Consider the following 16,728-nt stretch of genomic DNA (forward strand, 5'->3'; position numbering starts at 1 on the left):
TTCAGTTTGTGCTAAATTATAAAATATTGTAATAAAGTTAATCGAAATTGTTAATGAAAAATCAAAATTATATTACATGGAAATATATTCCTTGGAATATAAGTATATTTAAAGTAATTTTGCAGTATAAAATTTATATAAAATGAAAACGAACAAGATTATTTATTACATTTCTACAGGTTTACTTACTGCAATTATGCTTTTTTCGGCGAGCATGTACTTTTTTAAACATGATGCTATTTCTGAAGCTTTTAAACATTTTGGCTATCCAACATATATAATTTATCCTTATGCAACGCTAAAATTATTAGGTTTAATTGCGATTTGGAGTCCAAAATTTAAAGTTTTAAAAGAATGGGCCTATGCTGGTTATTTCTTTGCTTTTATATTGGCCTTTTTTGCACACGTCATGGTAAACGATGGTCAACAAGGTACCGCAATTATTGCCTTTGTTGCATTAATTGTATCTTACATATTTAATAAAAGAACAAACAACTAGTAATATGAAAAACATAATAGCTTTTGCCGGAAGCAATAGTAAAACCTCAATAAATAAACAATTAGCCATTTATGCTTCTAGTTTGGTTGAAGGTGTAGAAGTAAATGCATTAGATTTAAACGATTATAATTTACCGCTATACGGAACAGATTTAGAAAGTGAAGCGGGTATTCCAGACGATGCACACAAATTATTAAACATTTTAAAAAACACCGATGGAATTGTATTATCGTTAGCCGAACATAACGGCGCATATTCTGTTGCTTTTAAAAATGCTTTCGATTGGTTATCGCGCATCGAAGGTAAATTGTTTTTTAACAAGCCTATGCTTTTAATGGCAACATCACCAGGTGGTCGTGGTGGACAAACTGTGTTAGACATTGCCAAAGGCCGTTTTCCTTTTCACGATGGTAATATTATCGAAACATTTTCTTTGCCATTTTTTAGCGAAAACTTTAAAGATGGAAAAATTGTTAATGAGGATTTAGATACACAACTTAAAAACTCAGTAAAGCAGTTTCAAAAAGTACTTTAAATTATGGGAGATATTTCAAAAGATATAAAATCGAAATTTCCAAACGCTAAAGTAAAAGCATTAATAAATGTTATTTACACAGCAAATTGGATTAATAGTTTACAAAACGATTATTTTAAAACCTACGGAATATCACCACAGCAATTTAATGTATTACGAATTTTACGCGGAGCGGAAGAACCTTTAAAAGTGCAAAATATTAAAGAACGCATGGTGGAACGTGCACCGAATGCCACAAGGTTAATGGATAAGCTTTTCGATAAAAATTATATTAACAGATTGCCGTGTCCTAACGATAGGCGAGTGGTACATATTGAAATTACCCACCAAGGCTTAAACCTTTTAAAAGACATAGACAAGGATAATAAAGTTGATATTTTAAAGAACTTAAGCAACGAAGAAGCCGAACAACTAAGTGATTTATTAGATAAACTTAGGTAAAACTATAGTTTTTGAGTTCTAAAATAATGAAAGGATACAAATAAAAATGAAAACAATATTTCACAAAGCAGATACACGTGGTTTTGCAAATCATGGTTGGTTACAAGCCAATCATTCGTTTAGTTTTGCTAGATGGTTCAATCAAGACCGTATGCACTTCGGGGCACTACGTGTTTTAAATGATGATATTATTGCTCCTAAAATGGGTTTTGGAACACATCCACATGAAAACATGGAAATCATTACCATACCTTTAAAAGGTGTTTTAAAACACAGAGATAATATGGGTGATGAATGGATTCCAGTAGTTCCTGGCGAAGTACAGGTTATGAGTGCTGGAACAGGTGTAGAACATTCTGAAATAAACGGATCAAATAATGAATATTTAAGTTTATTTCAAATTTGGATTATTCCTGAAGAACAAGGAGTTTCACCAAGATACGATCAAAAATCATTTTCATTTAAAGATAGAAAAAATAAACTTCAAACTTTAGTAACCTCTTTTGAAGATGAAGATTCAGAAAGTTTAAAAATTCATCAAGATGCAAAAATATCTCGAATCGATTTAACAAAAGGTTTTGAGTTTAATTATAAACTTAAAAGTGATGTATACGGATTATATATAATGAATATTTCAGGTGAATTAGAAATAGAAAGTAATAAAATAAACAATAGAGATGCTATGGGCTTTATACAAACTAAAAATGTAAATATTAAAGCCAATACTGATAGTGAATTGTTATTTATTGAAGTACCAATGCTAGAATTAAAATAGCTCTATAAAATTCTGAAAATAGTAGATAAAGCATCGTAAAAACGATGCTTTTGTTGTTTTCACCTACGATGAATTAAAAAAAATAACGATTAAAAAAAATCAAAAATCCGTTAAACGGTAAAAAATATATTTTTAAAGTTTTTTTTATTAAGGCATTTTTTTTTGGATAAAATTTGTTAGTGAATAATCCTCAAATCACGTAGGCCATGAAACACATTAAAAATACTTTTTTACTGCTATTACTATTTATTTCAAATTCAGTTTTAGCTCAAACTCCAGTGTTAACAGTTAATGATTCTATTACTAAAAGTTACTGGATGGTATCTGCGGGTTATAATTTTGTTGATGACTCTGGAGCTATTTTTGATGATTTAGTAGCAATAAAGTCTTCATGGAATGCTGTTGCGTATCCATCGCAATTGAGTATCGGTAAATTTTTTAGTAATGGTTTAGGTGTAGAGGCTTTGGCTTCATATTTAAAATATAATAAAGGTAAGTTAGTTGATGGTCAGATTTTAGATAATGAATTAGATTTTTTCTCTTTCGATATGAGGTTAAATTACGACTTAAATAAACTTATTGGAGAAACCGGTTGGTTTGATCCTTACATAGGTATTGGTCCCGGATATTCAAATATAGATGGCATGTCAAGATATACAGGTAATGCAACTATTGGATTTAGAGCGTGGATTACAGAAAAAATAGGTTTAAATTTAAATGCTTCTGGTAAATGGTCTACAAAATCTGCAGCTACAAATTACAAGCAATATACTGCTGGTATCTCGTATAGGTTTAATATAAAAAAACAACTAACAGAAGATGGTGAAAGTAAACTAGCGTTAATTGAAAAACTAGAGCAAGATCGAATAAACGATTCTATAGCTTTTGCAAATCAACAAGAAAAAGAAAGACAAAAACAACTCGCTGTAGAAGAAGAAAAAGCAAGATTAGCTAAAATTAAAAAAGAAGAGGAAGAAGCAAAAGCAAAAGAATTAGCAGAAATTAAAGACGCAATAAGTTCTTTAGAAAAAATTAGCTTTGGCTTTAGTTCTGCAATATTAAAATCTGAGTCAAGACCAACAATTTTAAAATTAGCTAAAATTTTAGAAGCTCACCCAGATTTAGTTATAGAAATTAGCGCGCATACAGATTCTAGAGGAGCCAGAGAGTTTAATCAGAAATTATCAGAAAAGCGTTTAAAATCAACTATAGATTATTTGTTAAGCTTTGATGTTAAAGCAGAAAATGTAGTTGGTAAAGCTTATGGAGAAGATAAATTGTTAAACGAATGTGATGACCATGTTAAATGCTCAGAAGATAAACATAAAGTAAACAGACGATCAGAGTTTAAAGTTCTAGAGCGCTAAAATTTTAAAAATATAATTTAAAAAGAAGCTGTTATTTATGTTTTATAATAGCTTCTTTTTCTATTTTATTGTTTTTTCTTAACAAAGAAATTGTAAAAGCTATAAAAATACCGCAAGCAGCCATAGCAGCACCAACCCAATCGGCAGAAGTAAAACCATAACCCATTGCTATTGGTAGGCCTGCAAAATAAGCACCAGAAGCATTACCAATATTAAATGCACTTTGATTTAGCGAAGATCCTAAACGTTCAGATCCTTTAGCCGATTTTATTATAAGCATTTGAATTGGTGTAGAAATAGCAAAAGATACAGCGCCAATTAAAAATGTCATTAATAAAACTAATATTTTATTATGTGCTAAATATGTGTTTAATATTAAACAGAAAACCATTGTAAATAAAACAAGTGTTACTGTTGTAAGTAATGAAAATTTCTCGGTTAATTTGGCTCCAATAAAGTTACCAATTACCATACCTAAACCAGCAATAATCATAGCATAAGGCACTATGCTACTAGAATACCCAGCAACATCGCTAATTAAAGGGGCAATATAGCTGTACCAAGCAAAAAAGCCACCAGTACCAATTGTTGTTAATAAAATTATTAGCCATAATTCCAGGCGTTTAAATACTTTAAATTCACTTTTAAATGTACCCTCAGAAGATGTTTTTATACTTGGCATCCAAAATTTTAACCCAATAACAGTTAAAATACCAACAACACCAACCATTAAAAACGAAATACTCCAATTAAAATGTTTACCTAAATAAGTTCCTAAAGGAACACCTAGTAAATTTGCTATAGTAAGTCCGCTAAACATTATCGCTATACCTTGTGCTTCTTTACCTTTATTTGCCAATTTACCAGCTACAACAGCACCAATACCAAAAAAAGCACCATGCGGTAAAGCAGCTAAAAATCTTAAAGTTAAAAAGGAATAATAACCTGTAGCAAAAGCTGATAAAGTATTAAATATAGTAAACCAAATCATTAACCCAATTAAAGCTTTGTTAGAATTCCATTTACTAGCAAAACCTGTTAAAATAGGAGCGCCTACAACAACCCCTAAAGCATAAGCAGAAATAAAATGACCAGCTGTTGGAATACTTACAGAAAAAGCATTTGCGACATCTGGCAAAATACCCATAATAACAAATTCAGTTAAACCAATTCCAAAACCTCCAATGGCTAATGATAATAATGCTTTATTCATATAAAAAAATTAAGAAGCAAAATTAGTAGGAATACAATGCTTTAAAGAATTAATAATGCTAATAAAAAGTTAATTAGAAATATATTAATTTATAACACCAATATATGTGTATGCGCAAAAAAACAAGAGTTTTTTAATTGAATTATATACTTAAAAAACGATATTTGCACTCTTAACTAAATAATAAACAAAAATGGCGATGAATAAGAATACTGTGTTAGCATGGGCTACATGGATAATGATTTTTGTAGGATTGACTTTAATTGCTCTAGGTGCATTTAGGTACGACGAAGTTGCAGGTTGGGGTTTTGCATCTGTAGGTATTGGTTTTTTTGCAATAGCTTGGGTATTTAATGCTTTAAAAGGAAGAGTTTAAAAGCTTGGAATAAAATTTTAAATTAATTAAAAATATAGATAGTGAGCGACGATAAAAAAATAATTTTCTCAATGTCTGGTGTAACTAAAACGTTTCAAAGCGCAAATACACCTGTACTTAAAAATATATATTTGAGCTTCTTTTACGGAGCAAAAATAGGCATTTTAGGTCTTAATGGTTCAGGTAAGTCTACGTTACTTAAAATTATAGCTGGTGTAGATAAAAATTATCAAGGCGATGTAGTATTTTCTTCAGATTATTCGGTAGGTTATTTAGAACAAGAACCAGAACTTGATGAGGAAAAAACTGTTTTAGAAGTTGTTAAAGAAGGTGCTTCAGAAACTGTTGCTATTCTAGATGAGTACAACAAAATAAACGATATGTTTGGTTTAGAAGAGGTTTATAGCAATCCTGATAAAATGGAAAAGCTGATGAACCGTCAAGCTGAGCTTCAAGATCAAATTGATGCTGCCAATGCTTGGGAGTTAGATACCAAACTTGAAATTGCTATGGATGCACTTAGAACGCCTGATGGTGATAAAAAAATAGCTGTATTATCTGGTGGTGAGCGTCGCCGTGTAGCTTTATGTCGTTTACTTTTAAAAGAACCAGATGTTTTGTTATTAGATGAGCCAACAAACCACTTAGATGCCGAATCGGTACACTGGTTAGAGCATCATTTAGCACAATATAAAGGAACTGTAATTGCTGTAACACACGACCGTTATTTCTTAGATAATATTGCGGGTTGGATTTTAGAGTTAGATAGAGGTGAAGGCATACCTTGGAAAGGAAATTACTCATCTTGGTTAGATCAAAAATCTAAACGATTAGCACAAGAAAATAAAAGTGCTTCTAAACGTCAAAAAACACTTGAACGCGAGTTAGAATGGGTACGTCAAGGTGCTAAAGGACGACAAACTAAACAAAAGGCACGTTTAAAAAATTACGATAAATTATTAAGTCAAGATCAAAAACAACTGGACGAAAAACTTGAAATTTACATACCTAATGGGCCGCGTTTAGGTACAAATGTAATTGAAGCTAAAGGTGTAAGTAAAGGATACGGTGATAAATTATTATATGAAGATTTAAACTTTAATTTACCACAAGCAGGAATTGTTGGTATTATTGGGCCAAACGGTGCTGGTAAAACCACTATTTTTAGAATGATTATGGGCGAGGAAACTCCAGATAAAGGTGCTTTTGAAGTTGGTGAAACCGCTAAAATAGCCTACGTAGACCAAAGTCACTCTAATATTGATCCAGAAAAAACAATTTGGCAAAACTTTAGCGATGAGCAAGAATTAGTAATGATGGGTGGCCGACAAGTAAATTCTAGAGCCTATTTAAGCAGGTTTAATTTCTCTGGAAGCGAGCAGAACAAAAATGTAAAGCTGCTTTCTGGAGGAGAGCGCAACCGCTTGCATTTAGCAATGACGCTTAAAGAAGAGGGCAATGTATTATTATTAGATGAGCCAACAAACGACCTGGATGTTAATACACTTCGTGCTTTAGAAGAAGGTTTAGAAAATTTTGCGGGTTGTGCTGTAGTAATATCTCATGACCGTTGGTTTTTAGATAGAATTTGTACACATATTTTAGCTTTTGAAGGCGATAGTCAAGTATATTTCTTTGAAGGTAGTTTTAGCGATTACGAAGAAAACAAAAAGAAACGTTTAGGTGGCGATTTAATGCCAAAACGAATAAAATATAAAAAGTTAGTACGTTAATAAAAAAGCCTGCAAAAGCAGGCTTTTTTTTTATTATTTAATATAGATGATCCTTGCTTATGGTGAAATCAGATTTAGTGGTAATCACATCTATAGTTTTAATGGTTTCGTCGAACTTATTTATTTCCTTTCTTATTGAAGCCTCATGCTCATGAACATATAAATGGCGCTTACCAATAATAACCATTGGTATAAAGATTGCAAAAAATATCACTAAATAAATAATTTCCATATTTAATCTGTTTTGGGGTTGTTGTTACTATATAAATGGCCTTCTGTAAAATCTTGATATTCGTTTTTTTGCTCTTCAATAGTTTTAGACATTCTTTCCAACTTTTCGTTCTCTCTTTTAAGCTTTGCAGATTTTATAATTCCAGTTATTAATACAAATGCAAAAAATATAAATAGAATTATTAAAACTGTGGCTAGGGTATTTAAATTAATTAAAAGCAAAGAAAGCATAAAACAAGAAATTACAAATGGTAATAACATTTCGTAGTATTTAGTTGATTATTTAATAAGCAAATATAAGTAAAAATCTTACTTTTTTAATTATTATTTTTCTGAATACCAGTTAAGTAGAGTGACTTTTATATCTGGATTCCCTTCATTAATCATAGTTTTAAATTTTTCTACATCACTAAAACCGTTCGTTCCTCGATAATGATATGGTAATACTTCTTTGGGTTTAAAATCTAATACTGCGCTAACAGCACTCTCTACAGTCATTGTATACGGTAAGTTCATGCAAACAAAAGCACGATCAATGTTTTTTAAGTTTCGCATTTCTGGAATATCTTCTGTATCACCAGAAAAATAAACGCGTTCTTTTCCAAAGGTAAATACGTATCCGTTGCCTCTCCCTTTACTATGAAATTTTAAAGCTTCTTCTCGTAAATTATACATAGGAATAGCTTCAATGGTAAATGTATCAGTTGTTTTAACATCGCCATTATTCATTACAATAATTTCTGTAGTAATACCGTTTTGTAATATTTTTTCTTGTACGGCCTTTGGAGCAATAATTACAGCTTTACTTAAGTCTAAAGCTTTTAATGTCTCAAAATTTAAGTGGTCACCATGAATATCAGTAACAACTACAAAATCAGGGTTACCATAATTTTTGTATGGTTTTGCGCCAAGAGTTGGATCTAAAAAAATAGTTTTGTCTTTATATTTTATTACCGTACTAGCATGTTCAATTGGAAAAATTTCAGCTTTTTTAGGCGCATCAACTTTTATTTCTTTGTTAGTTGCTTTTACTAGTAAATCAGATGATTTATCTTTCTCTTTTTTACAACTTACAAGTGTAAATATGCAAATTGATATTAGTAAAAAATTAGTTTTCATAAATATTATATTTTAAGTTAAGTAAATTTAATGTAATAAATATGAATCTTAAAATGTAACATTTTAAAGTTTTGTTATACTTATTAGGTAAACAGCAAAATTTTATGAAAAAATTATAAAGTAACTCTTAATTACTTTTTCAAATCATTTTTTTTACAGAAATTGCTTGTCAGTATAATTGTTCAACTTAAACACTAACCACGACTATGTCTGATGATTTTGATTTATTAGAAACCTCTTCAAACCAAAAAACAGAAAAAGTAGATGTTAATTGGGGAAAAGCCATTGACACTATGAAATCTAAACTATCTCAAGAAGATGATCCAGAAGTACGCCAAAAAATATTAAATGCTACACTTGATGATGTAGTACATATGGCCGAAAAGGATAGAACAACGCTTCTTGATGCGATTAAAGATTTAACCGATTATCAAGATGAAGTAGGTATAATTTTCGAAAAATTCTCTTCATTAAATGCTACCGAACAAAAAGTAATAGATGATGCTCAAAAAGCCCTAGAACGTGCAAAAATTGAACTTGAAGATGCCGAAGCAAAACCTGATACTTGGTGGAATAACCTTTGGGGAAGAAAAAGTAAAATAAAAAAAGCTCAAGATGCATTAGCTGTAGCCGAAAAAACAAGAGCTGCAGCAGATAACAAAGCAAAAGCGATGTTTCAAGAACGTATTGAAAGTGCTGATGTGCAAACCTTATTAGGGGAATTATCATACAAATCGCAAGCTGCGGTAAAACGTTTAAAAGATCGTGAGGTTGAAATTAAAGAAGTAGAAGATAAGTTGCAAGATGCTATTGTTGAAGCGACTAAAAACCACACAAAAGCTTTAGAAAAGAAAAAAGAAGTTGAAGCAAAACTTGAAGAGCAATACGCCTTATTAAAACAAGCACGTCAAGAACTTGAAGATATCGCCGATAAACAATCTGCTGATTATGCCCAAGCTATTGGTAAAGTAACAGAACTTGAGCAAAAAGTAGAGGAACTTGAAGGTTTAAAAAATGCTTATACCACATTAGCTGCTAGTAAAGATAGCTTTGTACATAAACACAATTTAACTATTAAGGTTTTAACCTCGTTACGTAGTAATTTACAAACACACCGTGCAAAATTAAAAAGTGATACGGAAGAACGTTTAAAATATTACGATGGGTATGTGGTAGCTTTAAAAGCAAGAACAGATCAAGAATTTGCTGCTATTTTAGAGCATTTAGGTGTAAAAACCGATGAACATATTGGTCAAACTTTAGCTTCAATGCATACAGCTAGTGCTAAAGCACGTCAAGAAATGATGGACAACATACCGGTACACGAAAAAGTAATGAATGGCGTATACAGTAGTTATGCCGAAGCGTTACAAGAAATTCGCGCTAAAGATGGGGAAATTCAAAAGAATTTTGCAGAGCGCTATGGTATTGATATGAAAGAAATTTTTGAAGATTATTATAAAGCCGATGCAAATAAACCTGCTGGAGATGCAGAACCTGCAGATGCACCAAAACCAAGTTCAAGTGATGATGATTTATTGAGTTAATAAATCATCAATTAGAACTTAAAAATTTAAGGAGAGGTCATCTTTTTAAAAATAAAATAATAAATAGTTAGTCTGGGTTTGTTGTAAGCCTAATGCAAATTTTAATTAGAAATGTCAACAAACTCAGTTTACTAAAGTTTCAAGCTGTTAATTACCAACTTAAAAGTTGATTTGTAAACGTAAACTGCGTTAGGGATTGCAGCGGCATCCTTTTTATTTATTCTCGAGTGATGCGTAGCATAATCTTGAGAAAAAATAAAAAGATATAGCGTAAAGCCCGACCCTTTTAAGGAAACGCCATAAAATACATAAATAAAAAATTAAAAAGAACACTTTTTAATGTCTTTAAACCAGATAGTTACATCTTTAGATTCTGCAACTTTAGACTCTAAAGATCAATACGAATTTTATCACTCCATGATCGATTTTGCTTTTAAACAGCTTATTGTGGCTGTACAAAGGCAAGCAATTTGTAATGCGCAAGAAATACTTTTATTTAAGCAATATGCAGATTTGTTACTCTATTCTATTGATGCCATGCGTATTAAATATAAGTTTGATGAAGAGGATAATATGAAGGTGGATTTAACCGATTCTGGATTCCCTAATTATTTGGAATTTAGATATTTATTTAACGATTTAGAGCTAAGAGCATCCTATTTAGATAAGTTAACACCTATTGAAGATTTAAAGTCTGAATTTTTATACACTTTAATGCATAAAAAACAGCCAATTAAACAAAGTAAATTGTTTCAAGCAGCGTCTATTGTGTATTATTCTTCGGTTAAAAAGGAATATATTTTTAATCGTTTTGTACAAGGAAAAATTTTGGAAGCCACAGAAAATTCACCTGCTAAATACTTAACCAGTTGGAGTTTTTATGATGTATCTCATAACCGCCCGTTTATTTGTTTTATGTATTTTAATTATGATGGTGGCGATGTAAACGATTATAAATCTGAAATTTATGATGTTTTAAAAACAGTTGCCGATAGAGATATGAATTTGGATATGATGGCGCATACCATTGATAGAAAGTTGCCAAAAATACTTCCAAAATTTATAAAACGAATAGATTTAGGCCCGCTACACAATGTTTTTGCAAAAGATGAAAATTTAATTACACATGCTATTTTAGAGAGTATTGGTAAAAAAGAAATTCCTTTAGAGGCTTATGCTGTTTCATTAAAAATAGATGAAGTACTGTCTGATAGCGAATTTAAAGAAGGTGGTTTTTTTAGCAAACAAACCTTGCAAAAATGGGGCGATGTTTTTAAAAAACAATACGTTTTTGCACCACATAGAATTATTCAATTATTGCATAATAAGACTCCTGAAATTTTAAACAAATTAGAGAAATCTCCAATTGAATTGGCGGAACTTAAAATAGACTTAAAAAAGTAAACAGTCACAGTCGCGGTTTTCAGTACTGCCTGCTGCGACTGCTACTGAAAACTAAAAAAAATGGAACACAACACAACATTCCCAATAAAACAAAGCGAACTCGATGTATTGCGAGATGAAGCTTCATCCTATTTAAAAAGCGTACAATGGGAGCAAAGCGCAAGAGCTAAAAATAGAGATAAAGATGGTAAAGACGAATCTATTTTATTGTATTTATCAAGAGCAAATAATGGAAATAATGTAGAAATTACATCGGTTTCCAAAACTATTTTAGCATTAAAAAAGCGTTTATTGCCAGATTCGGTAGCAATTCCTATGTTTTTAAATCAGACGCTATACGCGGTTCAAGAAGGTTTAACGCTTGGTGTTTGGATAAAAGATAGCTTTTACGATTCCTCTGGATTAACTAGTTTAAATCAAAATAAATCGGCTTTAGATTCTAGTGGAAAGCGCGAGTACGAAAGTAAAATGCACACCGCTACAGCGTACATGCTTTTTGCAACGGCTTATAAAATTTTAAACGATTTAAAGCCACATGCCTCTGACGATTTAAGCGTAATGAAACAGAAGTTTGCCGGCATTCCAGAAGTATCTTTATTATCACCAATAAAAGGTATTTCATGTGCTTTATTTTATTTCGACAAGTACTTAGGTCATCCAGAAATTGTAAAAACAGATAAAGATGTTATAGATTTCACCGTGGTGTATTTTGAAGCTTTAATTGATGAAATACAATTAAGAAAAAGCACGCTGGAATACACCGAAACTATTGAAGATAGAACCTATAAATTAGAAAACTCTGAATTTGCCATTTCAGGTTGGAACAACGTATTTCAAGGCACAGCTAAAAGTGTAGAATTTAATAAAATTAAGTTTGAACAAATTGTAGGTAACCGTGATGCAAAGCATTTTGCACGTCGTTTAACCGAGCGCATGTTGAGTTACGATTTTGAAGCTAAAAAGAATCCGTTTCAAGAATTAGGTGGTTTTATGCCTGTTTTTATGGGGTACGGTATTCCAGGAACAGGTAAAAGTATGCTTATTGCAGCTATTGCAACACGTTTAAAAGAACATTGCGATATTTTAGATATTCCATTTTTGTTTCATCCTATGCCAGATACGTTAATAAGTACGTTTCAAGGTGGTTCTGCTGAAAAAATGGTAGAGTGGATGAAACCTATGCAAGATCCTACAAAGCTAATTTTCGCACCTATTGATGATGCCGAAAATAATTTACAAGAACGAACAGCCCAAGGTGTATCTGCAGGTGTTAAAGAAGTTATTGGTGTGTTTTTACGCTACACCGAAGGTGCGTATGCGGTAAATTACGGTAATAGTTCTATTGGTTTATTTACCAATTTACCTGAAATGCTCGATAAAGCAGTGATATCGCGTGTGCAAGGGCGTTTCAAAATTGATGGCGCCAGAACAGAACATGATTTTCTAGATCAAGACCATTTATGGTGGCGAAAATTTGAAGACACCATGCCAGATTTTGTAAACATGCAAGGACCTGAAAATTATAGTTATCTTCAAAATCAAGGTTTGGCAAAAAATATGGGAGAAATATTAAATCAGGTTGAAAAACCAACCGAAGCTCGTGTTCATGCTATTTATGATGAAGTTGAAAAGCACTTTAAAAGCGATCAGCATTTGTTTTTTGCTAATTTATACAAAGCCATGCAAGATGCATTTCCTTTTTTCTCTTCTCGTGATGTTAGAAATATACAAAGTGCCATTTCGTTGCGTTTAACCGATTTCGATTTGGAAGAAGATTGGTTTAGCAACCCCGAAATCTATTTTAAAAAGGATTACGATACCAAATTTAATATGTTACAAGAATTAATGCGTGGCAATATGAAAGGTTTAGATTTTTCTGAAATTCGACGTCAAGAAGTGGTAAGATATTTAGATAATGTAGCAACAATTGCCGATACCGATTTTAAACGAAAAGTAGATGCAAGAGTAAATCAATTAAATATTGAAACGGCAGCACGAAAAACCTTCGAAGGGTTATAGTTTAAAACACAAGATAAGTGTAGTTTTATAAAAAATATAATTTAGAAATTTCTTGTAATCGTTAATGAAATTTTAATTGAAGATGGAAGATAAATTAAGAAACATAAAAAAGAACATATTAGCCAACGAATGGGCAACTTTGTATCGTGTAGATTACGATTATAAATTTGAAAATGGCGATTGGCGCACATTATCGCGCGAAAGTTACGATCGTGGTAACGGCACGTGTATTTTGTTGTACAATAAAGCAAAAAAAACGGTAATTTTAACTAAACAATTCCGTATGCCTGCTTATGTAAATACACCGGCAGACGGTATGTCTATTGAAGTTTGCGCTGGAGCTTTAGATAAAAATGAAGAACCAGAAGTATGCATTATTCGCGAAGTAGAAGAAGAAGTTGGTTATAAAATTAATAGTGCTAAAAAGGTTTTGGAGTGTTACACTTCACCTGGTGCCGTAACCGAAAAAATGTTTCTTTTTATCGCTGAATATGATGATAGTATGAAAATAAATGATGGTGGCGGACTAGAAATTGAAAATGAAGAAATTGAAGTTCTAGAACTTCCTTTTGCAAAAGCTATTGAGATGATGCAGAATTTTGAAATTATTGATGCAAAAACAATTATGTTATTGCAGTATGCGCAAATAAATAGGTTGTTAAGTTAGAGTATTGCTCTTACAAAATAAACAGAATTCTAGTTTCTATTTAAATATTACAATATCTAAAATCAATGACATATAATTTCCAAAAAACTTACATAACCATAATTTTATTTTTAGGCATGCTAAACATCTCTAGTGGGCAATCGAATTCATATGGAAATAATGATGAAGTAGGTAACTTTATTACAGTTAACGGAGATAAGCAATATTATGAAATATATGGTGAAGGCGAACCACTTGTGTTAATTCATGGTAACGGTGGAGATATTGCGTATATGAAACCACAGATCGAGTACTTTTCTAAAAAGTATAAAGTCATTGTCATGGATTGCAGAGGACGAGGAAAAAGTGAACTTGGAGACGAAAGTTTAACTTATAAGCAAATAGCCAAAGATATTGTAGCTATTTTAGATCATGAGAATTTAGACTCAACGTATGTTTTAGGTAGAAGCGATGGGGCAATTTTAGCCTTGTTATTGGCAATTCACTATCCTGAAAAAGTAAAAAAAATAGTAGCATTTTCAGCGAACCTTACACCCGATACTACGGCACTTTATCCTGTGGTATACAAGCAAATTAAGGAACGACGAAAGCATGCAGATGAAATGCTGGCAAAGAAAGACACCACTCAAAATTGGAAGGTAACACAACAAAGGGTTCGCATGATGGAATTTCAACCTAATATTACCTTAGAGGATTTGCATAAAATTAAATGTCCTGTTTTAGTGATGTCTACCGACAGAGATATGATTCGAGAAGAACATACTTTCAAAATTTACCAGAATATTGAAAAAGCTAATTTATGTTTTCTTCCTGGGGTAAATCATTTTGTATCTAAAAATGGGGCCGAATTATTTAATCAAATTATAGAAACCTTTTTTCACAAACCATTTAAAGGTGATGAAATAAGACTTTAAAAAAAAGAATAGAATATATTTCAACGTATTTATTTAAAAATGAATAAACTAAAACAAGCCAATTTATACAGAAGTGAGCTTATTCCGGTAAGCGGCAAGCTTGTAGATCGTTACAATAAGGGCTTGGTAAAACTAGGGTTTACAGAAACTAAGCTAAAAACATTTAGTATAGATGGCATAGGTTGGAGTCCGGAAATTGCTGAAGAAAAAAACGATTTAAATTATTTAAATAACGGCGAAGCAAACCCGCATGGTATTTTAATTTCGCCACAGCAAAAAGGAAAACCTGTGTATTTACCGTTTCATACCTTCGATAAAGAGGTTATGAAATATGTTTTTAGAGTTCACGGCGATAAAATTAAAGACATCACACGAGATTCGGCTTTGTGTCTCGATTTCGATCAAGGTATTGATGCTTTTTACGAGCCTTTAGATGTTTTAAAATACGATAAAATTAAGGTTCATTTTCATTTTGTTGACGACTTAAACAAAATTCAAAAAGAGCAATTAGAGCTTGTCGAAGTTTTTAAAAGAGACAATAATTTTATAGACGAAAGTATTCATAAGAAATTATTAGCTTCCGCGAAAGCGTATGGCGATTTGCGCAATAGGAATTTAAACTTACATGTTTTAGAACATCAAACCAATTCCTTTTACACAAGGGCATTTGGCGGCGTTTACGTTTTACGTGATTTTATTTCACCAATCGTTATTTTTGAAGATGAAAAGTGGCATAAAGAAGCCATAAAAGATACCAATTACGATGTGTTAATTTATCATATTAAACAACCAGAATTAATGGATAAATTACGCGATCACATGATTATTGAATGTAATTTAGAAGAAGTTGTAAAAACCAAACGTTACGAGCGTATAAAATTGTTTAAAATGGCACAAGTTTTAAAGGAAACTCAGCATCCTTTATATGATATTTTAACCAATTCAATTTTAACTAAAAGCTATTTAAATAAACTTACAATTGACGATAGAAAGCGATTAATGAGTGTAGAGCGTTATCTAGAAAAGCTAGAAGTAAGCAATCAATTTAAACGCGCCGATATTGTGGATGATGCACTTTTTGAAGCTTTGCACAAACCACATTCGTCGCTGCAAGCGTCTCACCAAGATTTAATTTGGCAATTATTGGTAAATGTGACACCAAAAGATGTTTTATTTTGGTATTGGTACGATAAACCTGCATTTTATAAAGCTTTCGAAACTTGGGACGATTCCTTTAAAGACTGGGTAATTGAAACAATTAGTAACAATATTGAATAATTTAAGACAAATAAAATAAAGGTTCTGTAACAAGCTTTAGGCTTAAAACTATATAAACCCATGACACTAGAATTAATAATTTTCATCGCCTCCATTTTGTTTGGTGCATTTATTTACTGGAGAGAATCGCACAGTAATAAAGTTTACAGGTTTTTTAATAAAATCATGTATTCTAAAGAATTACAAATGAAAACAACTGATAAAACAGGTTTTATTTATCAGCAAAAATTTTTAATACGCTTATTGTTTTTAGGTTTTTTGTTTTTAATAGGAATTGTAGTAGTGCGTTTTTTAATTCCAATTGACTTAGCCACAATTTCAATATTTGCATCCATGTTGGTTGGTACTTTAGCTGGAACTTATTTGGCACATTTTATCTTTAAATCGTCGGAAGTTATTGAAGAGCAAACAGATTCTTTAGAAGATATAGTGCAAGACACCATTGAAAAAGGAAGGGATTTTATAGAAGATTTAAAAACAGGAGAAAACGAAGAGGTTAAAGTCATGAAGGAAGAAGAGAAGCCAAATGAAAAAAGTGCTCGTGAACGTTTAAAAGATAAAGGACTTCTTTAATTTTGTCACACTGAGCGAAGTCGAAGTGTCTTGAAAA

General features: G+C 31.5%; 18 protein-coding genes. 14 read left to right on the top strand and 4 right to left on the bottom strand.

Going from position 1 to position 16,728, the window contains the following annotated elements:
• Nucleotides 1-142 precede the first annotated feature (142 nt).
• From LG649_RS01930 to LG649_RS01950, 5 genes are all read left to right on the top strand, one after another.
• Nucleotides 143-499 (top strand): DoxX family protein, encoded by a 357-nt coding sequence (locus tag LG649_RS01930; RefSeq protein WP_226540361.1) that lies wholly within the window; start codon nt 143-145, stop codon nt 497-499.
• 4 nt (nt 500-503) lie between these two features.
• A complete protein-coding gene (locus LG649_RS01935) occupies nt 504-1,034 on the top strand; it encodes an NADPH-dependent FMN reductase (protein WP_226540363.1) in 531 nt (176 codons plus the stop codon).
• A 3-nt stretch (nt 1,035-1,037) separates the two neighbouring features.
• Nucleotides 1,038-1,475 (top strand): MarR family winged helix-turn-helix transcriptional regulator, encoded by a 438-nt coding sequence (locus LG649_RS01940; RefSeq protein ID WP_226540365.1) that lies wholly within the window; start codon nt 1,038-1,040, stop codon nt 1,473-1,475.
• 46 nt (nt 1,476-1,521) lie between these two features.
• Nucleotides 1,522-2,250, top strand: a complete 729-nt coding sequence (locus LG649_RS01945; protein WP_226540367.1) for a pirin family protein — start codon at nt 1,522-1,524, stop codon at nt 2,248-2,250.
• A 206-nt stretch (nt 2,251-2,456) separates the two neighbouring features.
• Nucleotides 2,457-3,617 (top strand): OmpA family protein, encoded by a 1,161-nt coding sequence (locus LG649_RS01950; RefSeq protein WP_226540369.1) that lies wholly within the window; start codon nt 2,457-2,459, stop codon nt 3,615-3,617.
• A gap of 31 nt (nt 3,618-3,648) precedes the next feature.
• Here LG649_RS01950 and LG649_RS01955 read toward each other — a convergent pair whose 3' ends face one another.
• Nucleotides 3,649-4,830 (bottom strand): MFS transporter, encoded by a 1,182-nt coding sequence (locus tag LG649_RS01955; protein ID WP_226540370.1) that lies wholly within the window; start codon nt 4,828-4,830, stop codon nt 3,649-3,651.
• A gap of 193 nt (nt 4,831-5,023) precedes the next feature.
• Here LG649_RS01955 and LG649_RS01960 point away from each other — a divergent pair, with 193 nt between their 5' ends.
• Together LG649_RS01960 and ettA are read left to right on the top strand one after the other, a co-directional pair.
• A complete protein-coding gene (locus LG649_RS01960) occupies nt 5,024-5,206 on the top strand; it encodes a CAL67264 family membrane protein (RefSeq protein WP_226540371.1) in 183 nt (60 codons plus the stop codon).
• A gap of 41 nt (nt 5,207-5,247) precedes the next feature.
• Nucleotides 5,248-6,939: an energy-dependent translational throttle protein EttA gene (gene ettA, locus LG649_RS01965; RefSeq protein ID WP_226540372.1), complete on the top strand. Its 1,692-nt coding sequence runs from the start codon at nt 5,248-5,250 to the stop codon at nt 6,937-6,939.
• Between the two features lie 37 nt (nt 6,940-6,976).
• Here the strand turns inward: ettA and LG649_RS01970 are convergent, their stop codons facing one another.
• From LG649_RS01970 to LG649_RS01980, 3 genes are all read right to left on the bottom strand, one after another.
• Nucleotides 6,977-7,153, bottom strand: coding sequence for a hypothetical protein (locus LG649_RS01970; protein ID WP_226540373.1), 177 nt, complete (start codon nt 7,151-7,153; stop codon nt 6,977-6,979).
• 20 nt (nt 7,154-7,173) lie between these two features.
• Nucleotides 7,174-7,431 carry a hypothetical protein gene (locus LG649_RS01975; protein ID WP_226540374.1) on the bottom strand — a complete coding sequence of 86 codons (258 nt, stop codon included), beginning with the start codon at nt 7,429-7,431 and terminating at the stop codon, nt 7,174-7,176.
• Nucleotides 7,432-7,494: 63 nt separating this feature from the next.
• Nucleotides 7,495-8,289 (bottom strand): MBL fold metallo-hydrolase, encoded by a 795-nt coding sequence (locus LG649_RS01980; RefSeq protein ID WP_226540378.1) that lies wholly within the window; start codon nt 8,287-8,289, stop codon nt 7,495-7,497.
• Between the two features lie 206 nt (nt 8,290-8,495).
• Here LG649_RS01980 and LG649_RS01985 point away from each other — a divergent pair, with 206 nt between their 5' ends.
• The 7 genes from LG649_RS01985 to LG649_RS02015 all read left to right on the top strand — a co-directional run bounded on the left by LG649_RS01985 (nt 8,496) and on the right by LG649_RS02015 (nt 16,691).
• Nucleotides 8,496-9,836: a microtubule-binding protein gene (locus LG649_RS01985; RefSeq protein ID WP_226540380.1), complete on the top strand. Its 1,341-nt coding sequence runs from the start codon at nt 8,496-8,498 to the stop codon at nt 9,834-9,836.
• 339 nt (nt 9,837-10,175) lie between these two features.
• Nucleotides 10,176-11,240 carry a hypothetical protein gene (locus LG649_RS01990; protein WP_226540382.1) on the top strand — a complete coding sequence of 355 codons (1,065 nt, stop codon included), beginning with the start codon at nt 10,176-10,178 and terminating at the stop codon, nt 11,238-11,240.
• Between the two features lie 60 nt (nt 11,241-11,300).
• A complete protein-coding gene (locus LG649_RS01995; protein ID WP_226540383.1) occupies nt 11,301-13,259 on the top strand; it encodes an AAA family ATPase in 1,959 nt (652 codons plus the stop codon).
• 82 nt (nt 13,260-13,341) lie between these two features.
• Nucleotides 13,342-13,926 carry an NUDIX domain-containing protein gene (locus tag LG649_RS02000; RefSeq protein WP_226540384.1) on the top strand — a complete coding sequence of 195 codons (585 nt, stop codon included), beginning with the start codon at nt 13,342-13,344 and terminating at the stop codon, nt 13,924-13,926.
• 65 nt (nt 13,927-13,991) lie between these two features.
• On the top strand, nt 13,992-14,840 hold the full coding sequence (locus tag LG649_RS02005; RefSeq protein ID WP_226540385.1) for an alpha/beta fold hydrolase: 849 nt from the start codon (nt 13,992-13,994) through the stop codon (nt 14,838-14,840).
• A 39-nt stretch (nt 14,841-14,879) separates the two neighbouring features.
• Nucleotides 14,880-16,118: a DUF6638 family protein gene (locus tag LG649_RS02010; protein WP_226540387.1), complete on the top strand. Its 1,239-nt coding sequence runs from the start codon at nt 14,880-14,882 to the stop codon at nt 16,116-16,118.
• A gap of 60 nt (nt 16,119-16,178) precedes the next feature.
• Nucleotides 16,179-16,691: a hypothetical protein gene (locus LG649_RS02015; protein WP_226540389.1), complete on the top strand. Its 513-nt coding sequence runs from the start codon at nt 16,179-16,181 to the stop codon at nt 16,689-16,691.
• The last annotated feature ends 37 nt before the right edge of the window (nt 16,692-16,728 follow it).

This window comes from Neotamlana laminarinivorans (assembly GCF_020523925.1).
GTDB classification, from domain to species: Bacteria; Bacteroidota; Bacteroidia; order Flavobacteriales; family Flavobacteriaceae; genus Neotamlana; species Neotamlana laminarinivorans.

Coding starts and splice junctions, on each gene's coding strand:
- LG649_RS02005 (WP_226540385.1), top strand. CDS start 13,992: ATGACATATAATTTCCAAAAAACTTACATAACCATAATTTTATTTTTA.
- LG649_RS01985 (WP_226540380.1), top strand. CDS start 8,496: ATGTCTGATGATTTTGATTTATTAGAAACCTCTTCAAACCAAAAAACA.
- LG649_RS01930 (WP_226540361.1), top strand. CDS start 143: ATGAAAACGAACAAGATTATTTATTACATTTCTACAGGTTTACTTACT.
- LG649_RS02010 (WP_226540387.1), top strand. CDS start 14,880: ATGAATAAACTAAAACAAGCCAATTTATACAGAAGTGAGCTTATTCCG.
- LG649_RS02000 (WP_226540384.1), top strand. CDS start 13,342: ATGGAAGATAAATTAAGAAACATAAAAAAGAACATATTAGCCAACGAA.
- LG649_RS01935 (WP_226540363.1), top strand. CDS start 504: ATGAAAAACATAATAGCTTTTGCCGGAAGCAATAGTAAAACCTCAATA.
- LG649_RS01960 (WP_226540371.1), top strand. CDS start 5,024: ATGGCGATGAATAAGAATACTGTGTTAGCATGGGCTACATGGATAATG.
- LG649_RS01995 (WP_226540383.1), top strand. CDS start 11,301: ATGGAACACAACACAACATTCCCAATAAAACAAAGCGAACTCGATGTA.
- LG649_RS01980 (WP_226540378.1), bottom strand. CDS start 8,289: ATGAAAACTAATTTTTTACTAATATCAATTTGCATATTTACACTTGTA.
- LG649_RS01955 (WP_226540370.1), bottom strand. CDS start 4,830: ATGAATAAAGCATTATTATCATTAGCCATTGGAGGTTTTGGAATTGGT.
- LG649_RS01940 (WP_226540365.1), top strand. CDS start 1,038: ATGGGAGATATTTCAAAAGATATAAAATCGAAATTTCCAAACGCTAAA.
- LG649_RS01975 (WP_226540374.1), bottom strand. CDS start 7,431: ATGTTATTACCATTTGTAATTTCTTGTTTTATGCTTTCTTTGCTTTTA.
- LG649_RS01950 (WP_226540369.1), top strand. CDS start 2,457: ATGAAACACATTAAAAATACTTTTTTACTGCTATTACTATTTATTTCA.
- LG649_RS01945 (WP_226540367.1), top strand. CDS start 1,522: ATGAAAACAATATTTCACAAAGCAGATACACGTGGTTTTGCAAATCAT.
- LG649_RS02015 (WP_226540389.1), top strand. CDS start 16,179: ATGACACTAGAATTAATAATTTTCATCGCCTCCATTTTGTTTGGTGCA.
- LG649_RS01990 (WP_226540382.1), top strand. CDS start 10,176: ATGTCTTTAAACCAGATAGTTACATCTTTAGATTCTGCAACTTTAGAC.